General features: G+C 45.1%; 20 protein-coding genes and 1 riboswitch. Of the genes, 15 read left to right on the top strand and 5 right to left on the bottom strand.

Annotated features, from left to right (window positions below; translation table 11 throughout):
* Nucleotides 1-7: 7 nt before the first annotated feature.
* The 9 genes from ACCB35_RS19880 (at nucleotide 8) to ACCB35_RS19840 (ending at nucleotide 10,417) form a co-directional block, all read left to right on the top strand.
* Nucleotides 8-1,186: a galactokinase gene (locus tag ACCB35_RS19880; RefSeq protein WP_374055001.1), complete on the top strand. Its 1,179-nt coding sequence runs from the start codon at nucleotides 8-10 to the stop codon at nucleotides 1,184-1,186.
* The gene (gene galE / locus ACCB35_RS19875) at nucleotides 1,183-2,178 is read left to right on the top strand and encodes a UDP-glucose 4-epimerase GalE (protein ID WP_374055000.1); all 996 of its coding nucleotides are present in this window, start codon (nucleotides 1,183-1,185) and stop codon (nucleotides 2,176-2,178) included. The genes ACCB35_RS19880 and galE overlap by 4 nt, the downstream gene beginning before the upstream one ends.
* Before the next feature lie 6 nt (nucleotides 2,179-2,184).
* Entirely contained in the window at nucleotides 2,185-3,681 is a 1,497-nt protein-coding gene (gene galT / locus ACCB35_RS19870; RefSeq protein ID WP_374054999.1) for a UDP-glucose--hexose-1-phosphate uridylyltransferase, read from the top strand.
* Nucleotides 3,682-4,243: 562 nt separating this feature from the next.
* Nucleotides 4,244-6,187 (top strand): beta-galactosidase, encoded by a 1,944-nt coding sequence (locus tag ACCB35_RS19865; protein WP_374054998.1) that lies wholly within the window; start codon nucleotides 4,244-4,246, stop codon nucleotides 6,185-6,187.
* 37 nt (nucleotides 6,188-6,224) lie between these two features.
* Nucleotides 6,225-7,265, top strand: coding sequence for an aldose epimerase family protein (locus tag ACCB35_RS19860; protein ID WP_374054997.1), 1,041 nt, complete (start codon nucleotides 6,225-6,227; stop codon nucleotides 7,263-7,265).
* A gap of 8 nt (nucleotides 7,266-7,273) precedes the next feature.
* A complete protein-coding gene (locus tag ACCB35_RS19855) occupies nucleotides 7,274-8,272 on the top strand; it encodes a LacI family DNA-binding transcriptional regulator (protein WP_374054996.1) in 999 nt (332 codons plus the stop codon).
* Nucleotides 8,273-8,435: 163 nt separating this feature from the next.
* Nucleotides 8,436-9,815: a Glu/Leu/Phe/Val dehydrogenase gene (locus ACCB35_RS19850; protein ID WP_374054995.1), complete on the top strand. Its 1,380-nt coding sequence runs from the start codon at nucleotides 8,436-8,438 to the stop codon at nucleotides 9,813-9,815.
* 128 nt (nucleotides 9,816-9,943) lie between these two features.
* Nucleotides 9,944-10,162 carry a DUF1659 domain-containing protein gene (locus tag ACCB35_RS19845; RefSeq protein ID WP_044338433.1) on the top strand — a complete coding sequence of 73 codons (219 nt, stop codon included), beginning with the start codon at nucleotides 9,944-9,946 and terminating at the stop codon, nucleotides 10,160-10,162.
* Between the two features lie 36 nt (nucleotides 10,163-10,198).
* The gene (locus ACCB35_RS19840; protein WP_374054994.1) at nucleotides 10,199-10,417 is read left to right on the top strand and encodes a DUF2922 domain-containing protein; all 219 of its coding nucleotides are present in this window, start codon (nucleotides 10,199-10,201) and stop codon (nucleotides 10,415-10,417) included.
* A 102-nt stretch (nucleotides 10,418-10,519) separates the two neighbouring features.
* Here the strand turns inward: ACCB35_RS19840 and ACCB35_RS19835 are convergent, their stop codons facing one another.
* Genes ACCB35_RS19835 through ACCB35_RS19820 form a run of 4 tightly spaced genes read right to left on the bottom strand, consistent with a single transcriptional unit; the run spans nucleotide 10,520 to nucleotide 13,769 of the window.
* Nucleotides 10,520-10,822 (bottom strand): PTS sugar transporter subunit IIB, encoded by a 303-nt coding sequence (locus ACCB35_RS19835; protein WP_044338431.1) that lies wholly within the window; start codon nucleotides 10,820-10,822, stop codon nucleotides 10,520-10,522.
* Between the two features lie 12 nt (nucleotides 10,823-10,834).
* Nucleotides 10,835-11,149: a PTS lactose/cellobiose transporter subunit IIA gene (locus ACCB35_RS19830; RefSeq protein ID WP_374054993.1), complete on the bottom strand. Its 315-nt coding sequence runs from the start codon at nucleotides 11,147-11,149 to the stop codon at nucleotides 10,835-10,837.
* A complete protein-coding gene (gene celB, locus ACCB35_RS19825; RefSeq protein ID WP_374054992.1) occupies nucleotides 11,146-12,438 on the bottom strand; it encodes a PTS cellobiose transporter subunit IIC in 1,293 nt (430 codons plus the stop codon). The genes ACCB35_RS19830 and celB overlap by 4 nt, the downstream gene beginning before the upstream one ends.
* A gap of 23 nt (nucleotides 12,439-12,461) precedes the next feature.
* The gene (locus tag ACCB35_RS19820) at nucleotides 12,462-13,769 is read right to left on the bottom strand and encodes a 6-phospho-beta-glucosidase (protein ID WP_374054991.1); all 1,308 of its coding nucleotides are present in this window, start codon (nucleotides 13,767-13,769) and stop codon (nucleotides 12,462-12,464) included.
* Nucleotides 13,770-13,990: 221 nt separating this feature from the next.
* On the opposite strand from ACCB35_RS19820, the gene ACCB35_RS19815 reads away from it, so the two are divergent.
* The 5 genes from ACCB35_RS19815 (at nucleotide 13,991) to ACCB35_RS19795 (ending at nucleotide 18,563) form a co-directional block, all read left to right on the top strand.
* Nucleotides 13,991-14,716 (top strand): GntR family transcriptional regulator, encoded by a 726-nt coding sequence (locus tag ACCB35_RS19815; RefSeq protein ID WP_374054990.1) that lies wholly within the window; start codon nucleotides 13,991-13,993, stop codon nucleotides 14,714-14,716.
* Nucleotides 14,717-14,736: 20 nt separating this feature from the next.
* The gene (gene chbG, locus ACCB35_RS19810; protein WP_374054989.1) at nucleotides 14,737-15,432 is read left to right on the top strand and encodes a chitin disaccharide deacetylase; all 696 of its coding nucleotides are present in this window, start codon (nucleotides 14,737-14,739) and stop codon (nucleotides 15,430-15,432) included.
* 447 nt (nucleotides 15,433-15,879) lie between these two features.
* Nucleotides 15,880-15,985: riboswitch (SAM riboswitch) on the top strand.
* A 72-nt stretch (nucleotides 15,986-16,057) separates the two neighbouring features.
* Nucleotides 16,058-17,071 carry a methionine ABC transporter ATP-binding protein gene (locus ACCB35_RS19805; RefSeq protein WP_374054988.1) on the top strand — a complete coding sequence of 338 codons (1,014 nt, stop codon included), beginning with the start codon at nucleotides 16,058-16,060 and terminating at the stop codon, nucleotides 17,069-17,071.
* A complete protein-coding gene (locus tag ACCB35_RS19800; protein ID WP_044338425.1) occupies nucleotides 17,061-17,726 on the top strand; it encodes a methionine ABC transporter permease in 666 nt (221 codons plus the stop codon). Before ACCB35_RS19805 ends, ACCB35_RS19800 begins: the two co-directional genes overlap by 11 nt.
* Before the next feature lie 60 nt (nucleotides 17,727-17,786).
* A complete protein-coding gene (locus ACCB35_RS19795) occupies nucleotides 17,787-18,563 on the top strand; it encodes a MetQ/NlpA family ABC transporter substrate-binding protein (RefSeq protein ID WP_374057082.1) in 777 nt (258 codons plus the stop codon).
* A gap of 119 nt (nucleotides 18,564-18,682) precedes the next feature.
* On the opposite strand, the gene ACCB35_RS19790 is transcribed toward ACCB35_RS19795, so the two are convergent.
* Nucleotides 18,683-19,111, bottom strand: coding sequence for an SEC-C metal-binding domain-containing protein (locus ACCB35_RS19790; RefSeq protein WP_374054987.1), 429 nt, complete (start codon nucleotides 19,109-19,111; stop codon nucleotides 18,683-18,685).
* Between the two features lie 297 nt (nucleotides 19,112-19,408).
* On the opposite strand from ACCB35_RS19790, the gene ACCB35_RS19785 reads away from it, so the two are divergent.
* The gene (locus ACCB35_RS19785) at nucleotides 19,409-19,996 is read left to right on the top strand and encodes a hypothetical protein (protein ID WP_374054986.1); all 588 of its coding nucleotides are present in this window, start codon (nucleotides 19,409-19,411) and stop codon (nucleotides 19,994-19,996) included.
* The last annotated feature ends 61 nt before the right edge of the window (nucleotides 19,997-20,057 follow it).

Genomic DNA, 20,057 nt, shown 5'->3' with positions numbered 1-20,057 from the left:
AATCAGAATGGATGTTCAGCAACTTTTCAGGAGTTTTCAGGAGATTTTCGGCAGTGAAGCAAAGCGTGTGTTTTTTGCCCCTGGGCGAATCAATTTAATCGGGGAACACACGGATTATAACGGTGGGCATGTGTTTCCTTGTGCGATTACGTTCGGCACCTATGCAGTGGCAAGAAAGCGTGAAGACCGTCTGGTACGCCTTTATTCCTTGAACTTTGACCATACGGGCGTCATAGAATTTGATCTCGACAGCCTGGACTATGATCAAGATCATGAGTGGGCGAATTACCCGAAAGGAATGATCCGTTATTTAATGGATACAAACCGTATCAACATGGGGATGGAAGTTCTTTTTTACGGAAATATTCCAAACGGTGCCGGTTTATCTTCATCGGCTTCCATTGAATTGGCGACAGGTGTCATGCTCCAGGGACTGTTTGAACTGGATGTGGACCGGATTGCTCTTGTCAAGACGGGACAAAAGGTGGAAAACGAGTTTATCGGTGTGAACAGCGGGATCATGGATCAGTTTGCGATAGGAATGGGTAAAGAGGGAGCCGGTATTTTACTGGATACCAACACCCTTCACTTTCAATACGCGCCGATCGATCTTGAGCATCACAATATCATCATCATGAATTCCAATAAACGCCGGGAGCTCGCCGGTTCAAAATACAATGAGCGAAGAACGGAATGTGAATCTGCCCTGGAAAGCCTGCAATCGGTGACGGATATCGGTTCGTTGGGTGAGCTGACGGAAGAAGGATTCGAGCTTCATAAGCATGTGATCCCGAATGAAGTCGAACAAAAAAGAGCCAAGCATGCTGTATATGAAAATCGACGTACGCTTAAAGCTCTTCAATTTTTACAAAACGGACAGCTTCGTGAATTCGGGAAGTTGATGAATGAATCCCATGTTTCGCTCCGTGACGATTATGAGGTGACGGGAAAAGAGCTGGATGCCCTTGTGGAAGCAGCATGGAATGAAGAGGGCGTAGTCGGGGCGAGGATGACCGGAGCAGGCTTCGGCGGCTGCGCAATTGCGATTGTGGAAAAGGATTATGTGGAGAGTTTCATTGACGGAGTAGGCGAGAAATATAAGGATGACATAGGGTATGCAGCAACCTTCTATGTAGCAAGTATCGGTAATGGTGCAACAGAATTAGACAAAGAGGTGATCGTATGAACGTGTTAGTGCTGGGCGGTGCAGGTTATGTTGGTTCTCATGCGGTATTTCAGCTTGTGGAGCGAGGATACAGAACCATCGTTGTGGATAATTTGGAAACAGGTCACAGAGGAGCGGTTCATGAGGACGCGGTCTTCTACAATGGAGACATCAGGGATAAAGACTTTCTGCGATCTGTGTTTGAAAAGGAAAAAATAGATGGGGTGATCCATTTTGCCGCAAATTCTCTTGTCGGCGAGTCGATGGAGAATCCATTAAAGTACTTTGATAACAATGTATATGGTACTCAGGTGACCCTTGAGGTGATGAACGAATTCGGTGTGAAGCATATCGTATTTTCATCAACGGCTGCCACGTACGGAGAGCCGGAACAGGTGCCGATCACCGAGAAGATGCCGACGTTACCGACAAACGCGTACGGCGAAACGAAGCTTGCCATGGAAAAAATGATGAGATGGTGCGATGAAGCCTATGGAATCAAATTTGTTTCCCTCCGTTATTTCAATGTGGCGGGTGCCCGCGGGGAAATCGGTGAGGATCATACTCCCGAGACTCATTTGATTCCTATCATCCTACAGGTGGCCCTGGAACAACGTGAATTCATCACGATTTTTGGAGATGACTATGACACTCCTGATGGAACATGTATCCGTGATTACATTCATGTCGATGATTTGATCGAAGCCCATATCCTTGCTCTTGATTACCTGAAGCGCACCGGGCAAAGTAATATCTTCAACCTGGGAAGCAGCCAGGGGTTTTCGGTGAAAGAAATGATTCACGCTGCAAGGGAAGTGACCGGCCATCCGATCCCCGAGAGAATCGGAAAAAGAAGGGCTGGTGACCCGAGCAAACTGATCGCTTCTTCTGAAAAAGCGAAAGATCTGCTGGGCTGGAGCCCATCCCGTACCTCGATAACGAGAATGATCGGGGATGCCTGGGAGTGGCACGAAACCCATCCGTATGGATACAACGACAGAAAGGGAGAGTGAACGAGGATGAGCATTTTCTTGACCATTGATGCGATTATACAAAAAGCGTTAGAGGCTGAACTGATCGGAAAAGAGGATGAAATCTATGCCCGGAACCGGATCCTTGCCCTTTTAAAAAAGGAAGAGTATAAAGCTGAAGAAACAGAATCACTTGACGGTATCACCATTCCCGACCTGCTTGAAACATTGACGGTTTATGCAGTGGAAAATGGAATCATCGAAGATCTGTTTGATCATAAAGAAATGTTCACGGCCAGTGTGATGGACTGTTTGGTGGCACGTCCATCTGTCATCAATCAAACGTTTACCCAACATTATAAAGAAGATCCCAAACAGGCAACCGATTACTTTTACCAGCTCAGTCAGGACAGCAATTACATCCAGACAAAACGGATCAATCAAAACATCAGCTACAAAGTGGATACTGAATACGGTGAACTCGATATTACGATCAATCTATCCAAGCCGGAAAAAGATCCAAAGCAAATCGCCCTGGAAAAGTCCATGCCGAAAAAGGATCAGACGTATCCACAGTGTTTACTATGTGTCGAGAATGAAGGATATGAGGGGAGAATCGGTCATCCTGCCCGGGCAAATCACCGGGTGATCCGCCTGAACCTTGCGGATGAAGACTGGATGCTTCAGTATTCACCTTATGTCTATTACAACGAACACTGCATCGTATTGTCGGAAACCCATCGTCCGATGGAAATCAATCGTGGCGGATTCGAACGACTGCTTCATTTTGTCGATCAGTTCCCTCATTATTTTGCCGGCTCGAATGCAGACCTTCCGATTGTCGGTGGATCGATCCTTTCTCACGATCACTATCAGGGTGGACGGTATGACTTTGCCATGGCGAAAGCGGAAAAAGAATATACCTTTTCAATGAGCCGTCATCCAGAAGTGGAAGCGGCGATCGTGAAGTGGCCGATGTCGGTGATCCGCTTGAATAGCGGAAGCATGGAAGCTCTGCTGGATGCAGCGGAGGATATTTTATCAGGATGGAGAGGGTACAGCGACCCTGAAGCGGAGATCCTGGCCTTTACCGGGGACACACCTCATAATACGATTACACCCATCGCCCGGATGCGTGACGGGAAGTATGAAATGGATCTCGTTCTAAGGAACAATCGAACGAATGATGAACAACCAATGGGCATATTCCATCCTCATGAAGATGTCCACCATATCAAGAAAGAAAACATCGGCTTGATCGAAGTGATGGGTCTGGCCGTACTGCCTGCCCGCTTGAAAGATGAGCTTCAAGAAGTGGAAAAGTCCCTGCTGGGTGAAGCCCATCAGGTGGCAGACTACCATAAACCTTGGGTGGAAGAACTGAAGGACCGTTATCATGGGAAAGTGACACATGACAATGTTCGTGGCATCGTCAGAGAAGAATTAGGGAAGAAATTTTCCCGTGTGCTTGAAGATGCGGGTGTATTTAAGAGGGATGAAAATGGACAGAAGGCGTTTGTTAGATTTGTGGACGGTTTTTGTTAAAAACTTTGTGGTGGATTAGCGCTGGTTTGATCGGATATGGCTGCTTTTCATGATGAACAGGGTTGAAGTTGTGGAAATTTGGGATTGAAATGACTTTTTGCGCGCTAAAATGAGAAGTGTTGAGGTGGAAGTTGTAAAAAAGCATCCATTCTATGGTATTAAGATTCTGTTTCGAGACTTATGATCCGGTTTGAACACTTTTTGAGGCGGAAATTGAACATATCGGTCCGGTATTTCAGATATATCGGCGAAAATTTGATTTTAACGGCGAAATCTGAGATATATCAGCGGAATTTTGATTTTAACGGCGAAATCTCGGATATAACGGCGAAATCTTGATTTTATCAGCGAAATCACAATTATACCAGCGAAATCAAATATATGCCCCACTCTTGCTATTTCATGATCAATTTTCCGAAAATTATCAGATACTATTGGATAAGTACCATCAGACCTATCAAATAAATACGATGAAAAAGAAATAAATCTCCAAGTGAAATAAGAAACCATTGAACGACCCGGTTTCTTATTTTCTCTATACTAAACAAAACAGGTGATAGATATGTATTTAGGCGTAGATTACTACCCGGAACATTGGGATATCGATTTAATAGATGAAGACCTTTCAAGGATGAAAGACATGGGCGTCAATATGGTCAGGATCGGCGAGTTCGCCTGGCACTTGATGGAGAAAGAAGAAGGCAGTTTTGACTTTTCCTTTTTTGATCATGTTATTGAAAAGGTGAAGGCGTACGATATGAAGGTGATGTTCGGAACACCGACAGCGACGTTTCCTGCGTGGCTTGCTGCCAAACATCCCGATATTTTCATTGAAGATATCAATGGAGTGAAAAAGTCGTTCGGGGGCAGAAGGCAGTATTGCTATAACTCTGAAACGTACCAAACATATTCCCTGCGAATCGCTGAAAAACTCATCACTCATTACCGTGACGAAGAAGCCATCGTGTCATGGCAAATCGACAATGAATTTGGCCATGAAGATAGTGATATGTGTTACTGCTCCAGCTGTGAGCGTGGTTTTCAGGCGTTCCTTCAGGAGAAATATGCGTCAATCGATGAATTGAACGAGCGCTGGGGGACGATTTTCTGGGGGCAGACGTATAATGATTTTTCAGAGATCCCCGTACCCAAACAAACGATCACGGTTCATAACCCGGCCATGATGCTGGATTGGTCCCGTTTTCGTTCAGCTTCTTTAGGCGGCTTTGCCCTTAGACATGTGGAGCTTGCAAGACGCTTGAAAGGCGCTCACCAAACCGTGACCACGAACCTGCCAGGCGGTTTCTTCGGGAAATGGTTTGATCATAATGAATTTTCGAGAGATCTCGATTTTGTTTCCTACGACAATTATCCGGTGTGGGGAGGATTGAAGGAACCGATTTCTCCGGCCCATCTTTCCATGACACTCGATTTTGTAAGAGGATTAAAGAAACAAAATTTCTGGATCGTTGAAGAATTAATGGGAGCCCAGGGCCATGACGTAATCGGTTATTTACCGAGACCGAATCAGGCGAAGGCATGGGCATGGCACGCCTTTGCACACGGATGTTCCAATATGTTGTTCTTCCGCTGGCGTGGAATGAATCGCGGAGCCGAGCAGTATTGTCTTGGAATCCTTGATGCCAATAACCGGACGACGCGTAAATTCAATGAAGTGAAGCAATTTTTCAGTGAAGTCAAGGAATATCAGACACTCTTTGATTCACCTGTGAAGGCGGATGTCGCTCTTCTATACGATTTCGATAATGTATGGTCATGGCGGATCCAGCAGCAGAATCCGAGTATCGATTTTACGGAAGAAGTTCTTCGTTTGTATGAACCTTTCCATAAACAAAACACGATGATCGATGTGTTGAAATACGATCAGGATTTCTCACAATACAAGGTGGTGCTTGTACCGGTTCCGCAGCTGATGGATGCCGAATTGACGGAGAGACTTGAAGCGTTCACCAGGAATGGAGGGACGGTCATCGTGTCGTACCGTGCCGGTGTGAAGGATAAAGATAATAATCTGGTATTCGGACAAATAATTCCTGGGGGACTGTCCCCGTTGCTTGGCATTGAAGTGGAAGAATCCGAATCGCTTCATGAAGGGCAAGCTGTTCCTGTCGTATCAACGGAGTCAGGTCGTACGACGATAGCTGAATACTGGCGCGATTTGGTGAATCCGATTACGGCCAAATCCCTTTATCGCTACGATGACACATTTTACAATGAGTATGCCTGTGTCACCGAAAATGAATTCGGCACAGGGAAAGCGTACTATATCGGTGCGGGAATCGAAAAAGAAATCATGGACGTGCTTGCAAGAAAAATTACAGATGACACAGGCATTGAAACGCTGGAAACAAATCCAGGTGTCGAGGTTGTCACGAGAACAGTCGATGCTAAAACGTATCAGATAATCATTAACCACAATGGGTATGAGGAAGCGTTTGGTGAAGTGGTTTTACAGCCTTATGACTGCGTGATAAACGAGTTGTAGCGGAGATCATGAACGGAGAAAAGGATTGAGGATGAATATGGATGTAATCAAAAAGCCCTTTGGCGAAATAGACGGAGAAGCGGTTGACTCCTACACGTTAAGAAATGATGCCGGAATGGAAATGACGTTTATGACGTTCGGAGGGGCCATTACGAAAATCCTGACCCCGGACAAGAATGGGGTACTTGAGAATGTCGTCCTTGGATTTGATACGTTAGAGCAATACGTTCAGCACGTGCATTATTACGGTGCTCTGATAGGAAGGGTGGCCGGCAGGATCGGGCAGGCAGGCTACTCCTCCGAGGGAAAAAAAGTTGAACTGACCCCTAATGATAGCGGCAACCACTTGCATGGTGGTAAAATAGGGTTTAACAGAGTGATATGGGCGGTCGAGGAAGTGTCCGTTGAAAAGGAAGAAGTCAGTGTCCGCCTATCCTATTTGAGTCGTGACGGAGAAGAGGGGTATCCAGGAAACGTCAAGGTGGATGTAACCTATACTCTGACGAACGGCAATGAACTTCTCATTCAGTATGAGGCAGAACCGGATGGTGACACTCCCATCAACATGACGAGCCACAGTTACTTCAACTTGAGCGGTGCTTACAAAGAAGATATTCTGTCTCACAGATTGGAAATGGAGGCAGATCGGATCCTCGAGCTTTCCGGGGATAAAGTGCCGACAGGAAAGTTGATTCCTACAGAGGGGACAGGCTTTGATTTCAGTGAAGGCCAAACGATTGGGGAAGGAATGAAGTCCGGACCGAAAGAAGGGTATGACCATGCCTTTGTTTTAAATAAAAAGAATGACCCAATCGTCCTCTCCCACGAAGAAAGCGGCAGAGCGATGACGGTGGAAACGGATCAGGAAGCGGTCGTCCTATATACGGGGAATCATTTGACTGGCGATCTCTTGACAGGCGGTGTTAAGGGGCGCGAGCATCTCGGACTTTGCCTTGAAACGCAAGGGTACCCGGATGCCGTGAACCACCCTCATTTCCCATCTGTCATGGTCAAAAAAGGGGAAGTATACAAAGCTTCCACGACGTATAGTTTTCATGTATTAAACGAACAGGGGTAGATTTAAAAATGGCAACGATTAAAGATATTGCGTTAAAGGCGGGTGTCTCGATCTCGACGGTTTCAAGGGTACTGAATTACGACAAAAGTTTATCTGTACCAGATAAGACAAAACAAAAGATCTTTGAAATTGCCGAGGAATTGGAATATAAGAAAAAGAAATCACCGCGGAAATCAGTGGAATCCAGCATCGCGATTTTTAACTGGTACACGGAAAAAGAGGAATTGGACGATCTGTATTATATGTCGATCCGCCTTGGTGCCGAGCAGCGCTGTCAGCAATACGGGCTGAATCTGGTGAAGTACTTTCAAAATGATTTCGAGGAAATGAAGAAAGAAGAATACGATGGCGTGGTAGCGATCGGGAAGTTCAGTCCGAAACAGGTACAGGAGCTCCACAGTATAACGGAGAACATCGTATTCGTCGACTTCAGTCCAGAGGGTGAGGATTTTGATTCTGTACTCACTGATTTCTCCATTGCCACGAAAAAAGTGTTGAATTATTTTATCGAAAAAGGACACTCCGAAATTGGCTATATCGGGGGCCGGGAGACGTTTAAAGAAAATGGAGGAGCATACATTCCAGATTCCAGGGAGGCTACCTTCAAGACTTATCTCGGTGAAAAAGGGATGCTGTCAGAATCCGCCATGTATGTCGGTTCCTTTACCGTTGACGACGGCTTCGATTTAATGAAAAAGGCCATCGCGGAACACGGTGTAAATCTGCCGACGGCCTTCTTCTGCGGCAATGATTCCCTTGCCATCGGTGCCCTGCGTGCCCTTCATGAAGAGGGGATCAATGTACCCGACCGGGTGAATATCATCGGCGTCAATGATATCAGCGTCGCCAAGTATGTATATCCGCCACTTAGTTCTGTCAAAGTCCAAACCGAAATCATGGGGGAAACGGCTGTTGACTTCATGATGAAAAGATTGGAGCAAAAGCAGAAGGTGACGCATCAAGTGTTTGTTTCATCCGATCTTGTGATCAGAAAAAGCAGTTATTGAATACCATCTGTTGAAGACCGCACCTTTTGGATAGGGTGCGGTCTTTTTGATGTCGGGAGAGATTCGATATGGGAGTTTATGAATAGTCGTTTTTAACCAGGAATGGAAGGGTAACAATATAGTAGATGCCACTATTTTCTTACATTTATAGGAGGGACCCGATTTGATCAGCCAAACGAGAGATATTGTTCAAAAGTCATTGGATGCACTATTAGAGGACGGATCTTTTTTACCGGAAGTAAAAGGTGAGACGAGGAAGAAAGCGTTTACGTCTCTGACTTCGATTCTATCGACGCCCAATCATGTACATAAGTCGTACTTGAGGATTCCCCTTGAAGACGAAAAGGTGGTCCGTATCCCTGCATTCCGCGTTCAGCATAATAATGCCCTGGGGCCGTATAAGGGAGGGATCCGTTTTCACGAGACGGTGAATGAGGAAGAAGTCGTGAATCTGGCTTCTTTGATGACGTTGAAGAATGCCCTTCATGATGTGCCATTCGGTGGGGGAAAGGGCGGGATCATCCTGAATCCCCGGGAGTATTCCGAGAAGGAGCTTCATCTGATTTCGAGAAAGTATGTCCAATATTTCAGCGATGTCCTCGGGCCCGATAAAGATATCCCTGCCCCTGATATGGGATCGGGGGAACGTGAAATGGACTGGATGATGGCGGAGTATAAGAGCATCCGGCCGGGAATGCCTTATAGAGGGAGCTTTACGGGGAAGAGTGTTGTGAACGGCGGATCGTTGGGACGGAGAGAGGCGACTGGAAAAGGCGTTTACTTTACATTCCGTTATCTTGTTCATGATTTTGTGAGGGATCAGAAGAGTCTATTGACGAAGACGGATAATGTCTTTGCGAAAACGGCCCTTGATTTTGAAGATCGTGCGTTGACGATTGCTGTGCAAGGGTTCGGGAATGTCGGCTCGGTGGCGGCGCTTGAAGCCCATCAATCCACCCATTTACAGAATAAAGTGGTGGCGGTGAGTGACCGGAATGTCACGCTGTTCAACTCGGATGGGCTGGATATCCCGGCTCTGGTCGAGTTTACGATGAAGAATAGAGGAGATCTGCCGACCGGGAAAGAACAGTTGAAGGAAATCGGTGTGAATGCTGAAATCCGTGACCGTGATGAGGTTCTGTTTTTAGACGTAGACGTTCTGGTGTTAGCGGCATTAGAGGATCAGGTTCGCAAGGACAATGTGGAAAAAGTGAAAGCAAGAATCATCGTGGAAGGAGCCAATGCCCCGATTACGACAGAAGCGGATACGTATTTAAGTGATCAGGGCGTCATCATCATCCCCGATATCCTCGCGAATGCCGGCGGGGTCATCGTCTCCTACTTCGAATGGCTGCAAGGACGGGAAACCCAATTCTATACTGAGGAAGAAGTATTCAACCTCCTCTACGACAAAATGAAATCAACCCTGGACACCGTCCTGCCCCTATTCTTCGGCGACCCATTCCCATTACGCCAAAACTGCTACATCCACTCCGTCATGAAACTATGCACGGTTCTATACAGGCAAGGAAAACTTTATTAAGAACGAGGGACGGACCTCTATTCCTAGGAGCTGGTACTAGGAATGGAGGTCCGTCCCTCTTTTTTTACACACGGGGTGTCCCTTCCTTTCCCTATCCCCTATATAAAGGGTGAAGGGAGGTGAGGCACATGGCAACTGCGGATTTGAAATCGACGAGGATAAGACTTGCTTACAATGATGGCTTGGACGAGAAAGGGAATCCTAAGTTTGTGTACAAATCGTACAGCTACATCAATGCACTGGCAACAGCGGATGAGATGAACAGTGCGGCTTTATCGCTGGCTAGTCTTTCTTCAAAAGGATTGTATAACATCGAGAAGGTACAAAGCTTTGATATTAACGAATAATGATGAACAATAACTTAATAGAAAGGAGGAGACAGGATGGCAAAAGTATTAGAATTGGAATTCCAAACTGAAACGGGGAAGCCAGCTAAACTATCCATCAATGATCCCATCGAGCCGATCGATACTGTGGCGGTGAAAGCAGCGATGGATAACCTGATCGCAACCAATGTATTCGGAAGTTCAAACGGGGCATTCGTGAGTGTTGAGGGAGCCCGGGTGGTAGAGCGTAATGTGACGGATTATGAAGTGATGTAATCGATTGGAAGTGTCCTCCTGTAAAGGAGGGCACTTTCTTCATGTTCCTCAATATGAAAAAGAGTAACCTGTTACAGGTCACTCTCAATCATGAAACGATTATTACCCCAACAGCCCTTCAGCCTGCTCCAATACCTTCGCACCATTCATCATCCCATAGTGCATCCCATCGATGACATCCACCTTAATCTGATAAGGCTCTGCCTTTTCAATGATTTTAGAAGATAGATAGCGGACTTGAGGTCCGATCAGGATGACGTCCAGTTTATCTAAATGATTGCTTAAGTCAGCTTCGGATGTAGCATTAATCGTGGCTTCAAGGCCTTTTTCTTCAGCGGCCTTCCTCATTTTTTGGACTAACATACTCGTTGACATGCCTGCCGAGCATACCAGCATGATATTCATATGAAGCACTCCTTACTTGTTTTGATGGATTTCGATGATTTCCTGTGCCAGTTCTTTCACGGTGATGGCATTCATGAGATGATCCTGGGCGTGAATCAATAGAATCGTAGGATTCTGGTTTTCACCACTTGCTTCTTTTTGAAGTAACTGCGTTTGATAGTGGTGAGCTTGATGTACTTCTTTCTCTGCTTCAGCCATTTTTTTCTCTGCTGTTTCGAATTGTTTCTTCTTGGCGGCTTGGAGGGCTTCCATGGCGGAAGACCGTGCGTTTCCAGCATGTAATATGATATGAAAAGATATCTCTTCTAAAGTCAGATTTGCATTCATGCGATTTTATCACTCGTTTCAGTTGTTTTCTTTAATTGGGCACGTTCAGATGCGAGCAGGAATGGAATGTACATGAGTGTGGCGATCGTCAGGTTCACGAGTTGAAGCACGATTCCACTCCAGGATCCCCCCGTTACCAGGTAGCCACTGATGATCGGTGGTGTCGTCCAAGGAACAATCGCGACGGTTTTAGGTACGATTCCTAAGCTCAGTGCCAGGTAAGATGTGACCGTCAATACGACAGGTACCAGTAAAAACGGGATAAACATAAGCGGGTTCAACACAATCGGCAACCCAAAGATGACCGGCTCATTGATATTGAAAACCCCAGGCGCTGCAGATAATTTTCCTACTGTGCGATAATGCTTCGTTTTCACTACAAGGAAGATGGCGATGATCAAGGCGATCGTCGTACCGGATCCACCCATGTACACGTACGCATCGAAGAATGGTTTAGTCACAATGTAAGGAACGTCGAAGGCACTCATCCCGTCTGCAAAGAGCTGCTGATTTTTCTCAATTAACGGTAGATAGATCGGTTCGATGATCGGACCTAAAATGTTTGTGCCGTGTAAGCCGAAGAACCAAAGGAAATGATTTAAGAAGGCTACAACTATGGCTGATGGCAGTGAGTTGGATACAGCTTGCAGTGGTTCCTGAACCACAGTGAACACGATTTCAAAGATGCTTTTTTCTGCAAAGGAAGTTAAGAGAGCTTGAATAAGACCAACAAGAATCAAGATGATCGTAGCCGGGATCAGGGCTTTAAATGATTTCACGACCCCTTCAGGTACACCGTCCGGCATACTGATCGTAAACTTAGAACGAATCAACACTTTGAATAATTCTGTGACAAGGAGGGACGTGATGACGGCGACGAATATCCCTTGTGCTCCGGTCCACGCGTAGGAAATCCCCCAGTCTTCTGTTACCGGCGTGAGGATGATGAGTGAAGCGATCGATACCAATGCTGCAGATAACCCATCGATATGATAAGACTTGGCTAAATGATAACTGATGGATGCAGCGACCAGCAGTCCGAGGATGGCAAATGATCCATTCCACATATTGCCCCCGACGGATTTCCAGCTTTCGCCGAACACAGAGGCCATAAAATTTTGAAAGGCATCGATCGGCAGATTATTTAATAAGACAGCCAAAGATCCGACGATGATCAGTGGCATGATCGAAACGAATCCATCACGGATGGCGACGAGATGCCGTTGTGACCCGATTCGTCCTGCAATCGGCATAAACTTGCTTTCCATAAACCCCATTACTTTACTCATTTCTCTTTCCCCCATTTACTAGATTAATTGAATTGCGGTAAAAACTCTTTGTGAGCTTCCAATAATTCATCGACTAGTTGTCTTGCTACCCCTTCGTTCTCTACTAGCGGATTCATCACCATGGCCTGAAAGACATGATTGTACTCACCTGACATTGCTGCCTGAATGACGAGCTCTTCGAACGCTTTCATCTGTTGGATGATCCCTTTGACTGAGGGTGGAAGCGGTCCGATGGCGATTGGCCGAGGTCCGTCCCTCGTAATGACGGCGTTTATTTCGATGACAGCGTCGTTTGGCAGGTCAGGTATGGATCCATTGTTCAGTGTGTTGACGGTTTGGATGTCCCCTGAGTTGTTGTAAATGCTCGTCATGAGGCTGCAGGCAGCATCACTGTAGTAGGCACCTCCTCGATTTTCCAATTCTTTTGGTTTTTCGTTCAACTCTTCTTTCATATATTGTAAGAAAAGCTCTTTTTCAACTTTTCGAACAACCTCTGCCCGTGTACCGTTTTCTCTATAAGCTTGAAGGTCCTTTTCCAACACAGAGTCCCGTCGGAAGTAGTATTGATGATAAGGATTGGGAAGCATGCCGATGGCCTGTATAAATTCCTTCGACCATCCGAGGGAGACGATGTTGGCCGGTGAGTAATCCACTTCTTGATGGATCAGTTTTTGCAGAACCTGATCTGTGACATCCTGAGCGTTGACCCAAACCCTTTTTCCAAATACAAAATGATTCATCCCTACAAACTCAATTTGTACTTCATTTGCAGTACAATTCATCATCTCAGCCACACTGTTTTTCATATTGATAGGGATGTTACATACCCCGATGACTTTTTTGTGAGGGCTGTATTTAAGCAGGGCTTCTGTTACAATGCCTGCAGGGTTGGTGAAATTAATGAGCCATGCATGGGGACAAATCTGCTGGATGTCATGACAAATTTCCATCAGGACCGGAATGGTACGCAAGGCCTTGAATATACCGCCTGCTCCATTGGTTTCCTGACCGATGACGCCATGACTTAACGGAATACGTTCATCTTTTTCCCTGGCTAAGAGGCCGCCCACCCTGATTTGTGTTGTCACAAAGTCAGCGCCGATCAAGGCAGTGCGCCGGTTAAGAGTCCATTCCAATTCAATCGGCACACCTGCTTTTTGGATCATTCGACGAGCAAGCTGCCCGATGATTTCAAGCTTCTCCTTTCCTGCTTCGATATCTACAAGCGTGATGTTCGTGATAGGAAAAGATTCGTACCGATGGATGAATCCCTCGATAATTTCTGGTGTATAGCTTGATCCGCCTCCGATTATGACCACCTTTAATGACATTCTGTCGATCTCCCTTCATTTTGAAAGCGATTTCTGTTTTTTATAATGTATCATACAAATTTTCGCTCGTCTATATATTGTAATGACAAATATAAATTATATGACTGTTTTTTATTTAATTGTAATAACAAATTATTTTTATGATAAAATGAATAGGAATAGAGAATTGAACGTGGATGTGTTATAACAAATATAGGAAGAAAGTGGAAGGGAGAAACAAAATGAAAGAGACACAAGAAGCAAAGGCCCTGCATTCGCATGTAAAAGAAGAAATCATCCACATGATTAAAAATAAAGAATACGCACCGAATACTAAACTGCCGACAGAGGCGGAGTTTTGCGAAAAGTTCAACGTCAGCCGTACGACGATCCGGACGGCGCTCCAACAGCTGACACTTGAAGGATACGTGTATCGCGAGCAAGGAAGAGGAACCTTTGTCGCAGAACAGAAAGTCAGTCAGATCCTGTCATCGACGATCGACAATTACACAGAGCAACTGCGATTACAAGGTAAAAAACCTAAGATCAAGGTACTGAGCATGAATGTCATCCCGGCAGAATCAACAGTGGAAAAAGCGCTGGAGTTGAAGAACGGAGATCCCGTCAATCGGTTAGAGAGAATTCGTTATTCAGACGGGCTGCCCCTGCAATATGAGGTGGCCTATCTGCCCTGGTACAAGACGCCCGGGCTGGATAAAGACGAATGTGAAAGATCACTTTACAAGCTCCTGGAAACACAGTTTGAGATAAAAATTAAAAAGACCGTCGAAACGATTGAATTATTTTTAGCAGATGAACGAGTGGCAGAAAAGCTTGAGGTACCAGAGGGGACGCCTTGCTTTATGATTGAGACGACGGCTTATGTAGAGGATGGATCGGTGATCGAATTTTCCAAAGCGATTTTCAGGGGAGATAAAGCGAGCTTTCTTGTAGAAAGAACCTATTAGAGAAAAGGGGATGGGGGATTATGAGGAATGTGATCGTCAACGCAGATGATTTTGGTTTATGCCGGGGGGTGAACTACGGAATCGTTGATAGTCACCGGTTTGGAATCGTCAACTCAACAACGATGCTGGTCAATATGCCGGGGACTTTGCACGCGGTGGAATTAGCACGTCTTTATCCGGAATTACAGGTTGGGATCCATTTAACGCTGACATGCGGAAGACCGGTTTCAGGTGGAGTATCATCTCTGCTGGATGAGAGGGGCTATTTCCGTTACACCAGCAGGATTTTTGAAGAAAAAGAAATCAATGTGGATGAGGTTGAGATGGAGTGGGAGGCTCAGGTGGATAAATTTCTATCATTCGGCTTGCCCCTTTCCCATATTGACAGTCATCACCATGTTCATAGCTTTCGGCCTTTGATCCCTGTGGTGAAGAGGTTGTCGGAGCGCTTTGGGGTTCCGGTCCGGAATGTGCCCTGTGATGGATTTGATGGAATGAATGTGTTAACCGACCGTTTCTCGATGGACTTTTATGGTGACGGAGTGTCGGTTGAAGGATTAAAGAGGATATTGGACAGCAGTGAGGAAGGTGAGACGCTTGAGATTATGTGTCATCCGGCGTATGTTGATACATACTTGAAAGGGAATTCGTCTTATTGTGAGCAGAGGTTGAGGGAGTTGGATGTGTTGACGGGGATTAAGGAGTGGACGTTTTAATTTGGTTGATTGAGAGATTACAAGTTGGTGCGAGTTGTTATGACAAATGATCGGGGTGCTGCTCTAGAAGGCAGTGCCTTTTTCTATTGGTAATGGAGATTTGTCCGATTTAGGGGTGGAAGGGAAGGTTTTTGGATAGTATATATGGTTTTTGAGTCTTTGAGATGGTGTTAGGAAGGATTTGATCTGAATTTCATGTGAAATATATGGATTGTTAGGATGAGAGAAGGTTTATTATCGACTTTCGCTCTTTTATTATCGACTGTAAAAAAACGGATGACCCCCCAGATTAAACCCATATCCGCTCCCCCTAAAAAAATCCCTATCCCAGTGCATCAATATAAATAACGCTTACATAAGAACAACTGCAAAATTCCCTATTGACTTCCATTCACATACCCAGTATTATCCTCTATAAGATTAAAAAATTAGAAAATTACATACTTTCAATTATCCAGAGTGACCGAGGGATCAGGCCCTACGACGTCCGGCAACCTCCAGTATTGGAACGGTGCTAATTCCTGCAGAATGATTTCATTCTGAGAGATAAGTCGAGATAAACAGGCGATGCTTCTTTCAGTTGAAAGAGGCATTTTTTTATTGGATAAAAAAAGGGGTGTGCACATTGATCGAGATTCGAAATCTAGTTAAAACCTACAAAACAAAAAAGCAAACCGTGGTCGGTGTCGATAACGTTTCAGTAACAATTGAAAAGGGTGAAATCTTCGGGATCGTCGGATACAGCGGAGCGGGTAAGAGCTCACTCATTCGCTGCTTGAATCTACTTGAAACCCCGACATCGGGTGAAATCATCATTGATGGACAGGATTTTACGAAGCTCACCTCCAAACAACTAAGGTTAGCCCGCCAGAAAACGAGCATGATCTTTCAACATTTTCACCTGATCAAATCAAAAACGGTGTTTGACAATCTGGCTTTTGCCTTGAAAGCGGCACGTGTACCGAAAGGGAACATCAAACCCAGAGTCGTTGAGCTCCTGGAGATGGTCGGTCTATCGGACAAAGCGGACGCTTATCCGGCCCAGCTCAGCGGAGGACAAAAGCAAAGAGTCGGGATTGCAAGGGCCCTGGCGAACAACCCATCGGTTTTACTTTGCGACGAAGCGACATCGGCACTGGATCCGAATACGACCAAATCAATCTTGCAACTCTTAAAAAAGATTAATAAAGAACTAGGGTTGACGATCGTGCTCATCACCCACGAAATGGAAGTGGTGAAGGAAATCTGCGACCGGATGGCCGTGATGCAGGATGGGAAAATCGTGGAGGAAGGTCCGGTATACGACTTGTTTGCAGAACCTAAGCAGCCTTTAACGAAGCAATTCATCGAAACGATTCTTCAATTTGAACTCCCGCCACACCTTGTGGAATCAAGGAAAGGTAAGCTGATCAAAATCCAATTCAAAGGGTCGATCGCAGAGGAAAGCGTCGTTTCAGAAGTGTTCCAGAAATACAAAGTGAGAGGCAACATCCTTCACGGCAAGATCGAATATATCCAGGAAGTTCCCCTGGGGATATTCATCATGGAACTGATCGGGTCCCATGAAGAAATCGAAGCCGCGATCCGGTTCATCACGCTGAAGACGCAAAGCTTGGAGGTGCTTGAGAATGCTGCCTGATTCATTGACTGCGATTTTACCAGAATTGAATAAAGCTTTTTTTGAAACGGTGTATATGGTGGGGATTTCACTTGGAGTTGCGATTTTAGTGGGATTGCCCCTCGGGATCCTTCTTTTCGTAACAGACAAAGGCTTATTTTTGCAAAATAGTTTGATCAAAAAGGTCGTTGGGTTTGTCGTCAATATGGTGCGGTCGGTTCCGTTCATCATTTTATTGGTCGCACTATTACCATTAACCAAACTATTGACCGGTACCACGATTGGACCGACGGCAGCATCGGTATCACTCTCTGTTGCGGGAATTCCGTTTTTTGCGAGAATGGTAGAAACATCATTGCGTGAAATTGATAAAGGTGTCATTGAAGCTTCGGTTTCAGTGGGGGCAAGCCCTTGGATGATCATCAAGGACGTGCTGTTACCGGAAGCCCGTCCAGCGGTGATTCAGGCGATCACGATTACAACGATCAGTTTAGTTGCCTATTCAGCCATGGCCGGCATCGTCGGTGGAGGCGGAGTCGGGGACCTGGCGATTCGCTTTGGTTACTACCGATATGACAATACCGTGATGATCACGACCGTCGTCATTTTAATTTGTTTGGTTCAACTCATCCAGTATACGGGTGATGTGTTTGCACGATTAGTCGATAAACGATAACTACTCTAGGGGGAACAACAAGTGAAAAAGTGGATTTTATTAGTGGCATTAACGGTAACGATGATCATTCTTGCAGCTTGCGGAGGGGACGAGGCAAGCTCGGAAGATAAAAAAGAAGTGACCATCGGAGCGACATCCGGACCATACAGTGATATGGTGACAAAAGCGATCAAGCCCGGTCTTGAAGAAAAAGGATACACGGTTGAAGTGAAGGAGTTCAGTGATTACATCCAGCCGAACAATGCACTGGCCCAGGGAGATCTGGATGCGAACCTTTTCCAGCATAAAATCTACATGGAAACCTTTGCGAAACAGCATAACATGGAATTATCCGAAGTGATTGTCGTACCTACCGCTCCGATGGGAATCTACTCGGATAAGTTTGATTCGATTGAAGATATCAAAGAAGGCAGCGCCATTGCCATTCCAAACGACCCGACGAACGCAGCACGCGCATTTCAGATTTTAGAAGATGCGAAATTGATTACCTTAAAGCCTGACACGGATCCGTTGACTGTATCAGAAAAAGACATTGCGGAAAACGTGAAAAATTTGCAGTTCAAACCGATTGAAGCGGCTCAGCTTCCACGGGCTGTAGAAAGTGTAGACTTATCAGCGGTTCCAGGGAACTACGCCCTGGCTGCCAAGATGGACTTACTTGATGCACTTCAGCTGGAGAACATGCCTGATCAGTATCGTAACCGAGTGGTTGTAAATACGAAGCACCTTGATTCACAATTGGCGAAAGACATCAAAGCAGTCGTAGAAGCAGACGGATTCGAAAAAGTGATCGACGAAGAATTCAAAGGCTTTGGTAAGCCTGAGTGGATGGAGTAGAGTGGAGTAGGGGGACGGACCTCCAATTGGATTAGAGGGACGGTCCTCCAATCAGGAAATTTAGTATAAGAATGTGAAAGGGACGGGCTTCCGCAGAATGCGGAGGTCCGTCCCTCATTTTATAGGCAGCACTTTTTATATTTCTTTCCGCTGCCGCATGGGCAAGGGTCATTGCGCCCTACTTTTTCGTCGTTTATGACGGGTTGCGTTATTAGAGCAGGTGGCTCATTCAACATTTCAAGTTCCATTATCTCCAGAAAGTGTCTCCATTCTGGAAGTTTAGGATGTTGGATGCCATTCATGACGCAATTGACATATAGTGATTCCTCTAAACAAAGCAGCCCATCTTCATACCCGGCTTCAATTAAACCTTCTATCTTGGGGATGGCCATTGTTGATAAATGGCGGCATAGATTATCTGCAATGATTGTTTTGGCGGTATTCCCATCACCTAAATAAGTCCCCTCCAGCATTTCTATCGCATATCTCTGAACAAATGGATCTTCACTCAAGAAATAAGGTACGACCCTTTCAACAAAACCACTCATCCAACCATCCTTTATCATAATATTTTCTTTAAGTGTAAAGGGTGGGAGTGGAAAATGGAAGAGGGACGGACATCTAGGATGTCAACTTGAAAAAAGGAAGTGATGACATCGTACTTTTAATCATTTTAGAGGTCCGTCCCTCAAAAATATTAGTAACTATGTGTTAATAGTAATAAAGTAATGATAGATTACAATATTAGTCAAAAATTACTGTTTTCAGTAAAACGAACCTTTTTGCAAGAAGGATATGTTAATATCTTCCTTGTGTTAAAGATAATTACAAGGGAGAGGACAAAAATGAAAACAAGAAAGTATTTAATGGGTGCTTTATCCACGGTTGTATTAGCAGGGGGGATTTCAGCCACTTTTACAAGTGCATCCGCAGCTGGAGTGGTATCTTCAAAATTAGTTACAACGAATTCTTTTATAGAACAAGAAGCGGATATTGATAGATTGGCAGATGATATGCAATATCTCTTTGAAGAAGCTACTAGTTTACAAGATGGAACCTACATAATGGACGAGCATTTAATTGCTGAAAAATTTGGAGAAGAGAATGTGGCTTCGATTGCAGCCTTCGTTAAACTTGTTAATGGAGAAGAGTTAACAGAAGCAGATTTAATTGGAGTTCCTGCACCTGCAGAATTTAAGAATGATAAAAAGATGACTATACAGAGAAGTTCTTGGTCAGAATGCGTCGGAGACAAGATTATTGATGCGACGGGTATAGGCTTCATCAGTGGTGGATTATGGAAGCTGATTGAACGAAAAGCTTGGCAGCAAGTGGCAATCGAACTTGCAAAAGTAGTCGGGAAAAATGCCATCAAAGGTGGAGTCATCGGTTTTGCCGCAAGTCTGGCATGGTATGGAATAAAGTGTAAATAAGCTTGGTTCATTACTCTCTAAGAGGTGTGTTAAAACTTTATACCTCTTAGAGAGTGTAACT

It is taken from the genome of Rossellomorea sp. FM04394 (genome assembly GCF_041889765.1).
Classification (GTDB): Bacteria; Bacillota; Bacilli; order Bacillales; family Bacillaceae_B; genus Rossellomorea; species Rossellomorea aquimaris_B.
The sequence above is the reverse complement of the archived record's forward strand: the minus strand, read 5'-3'. Positions and strand labels throughout refer to the sequence as shown.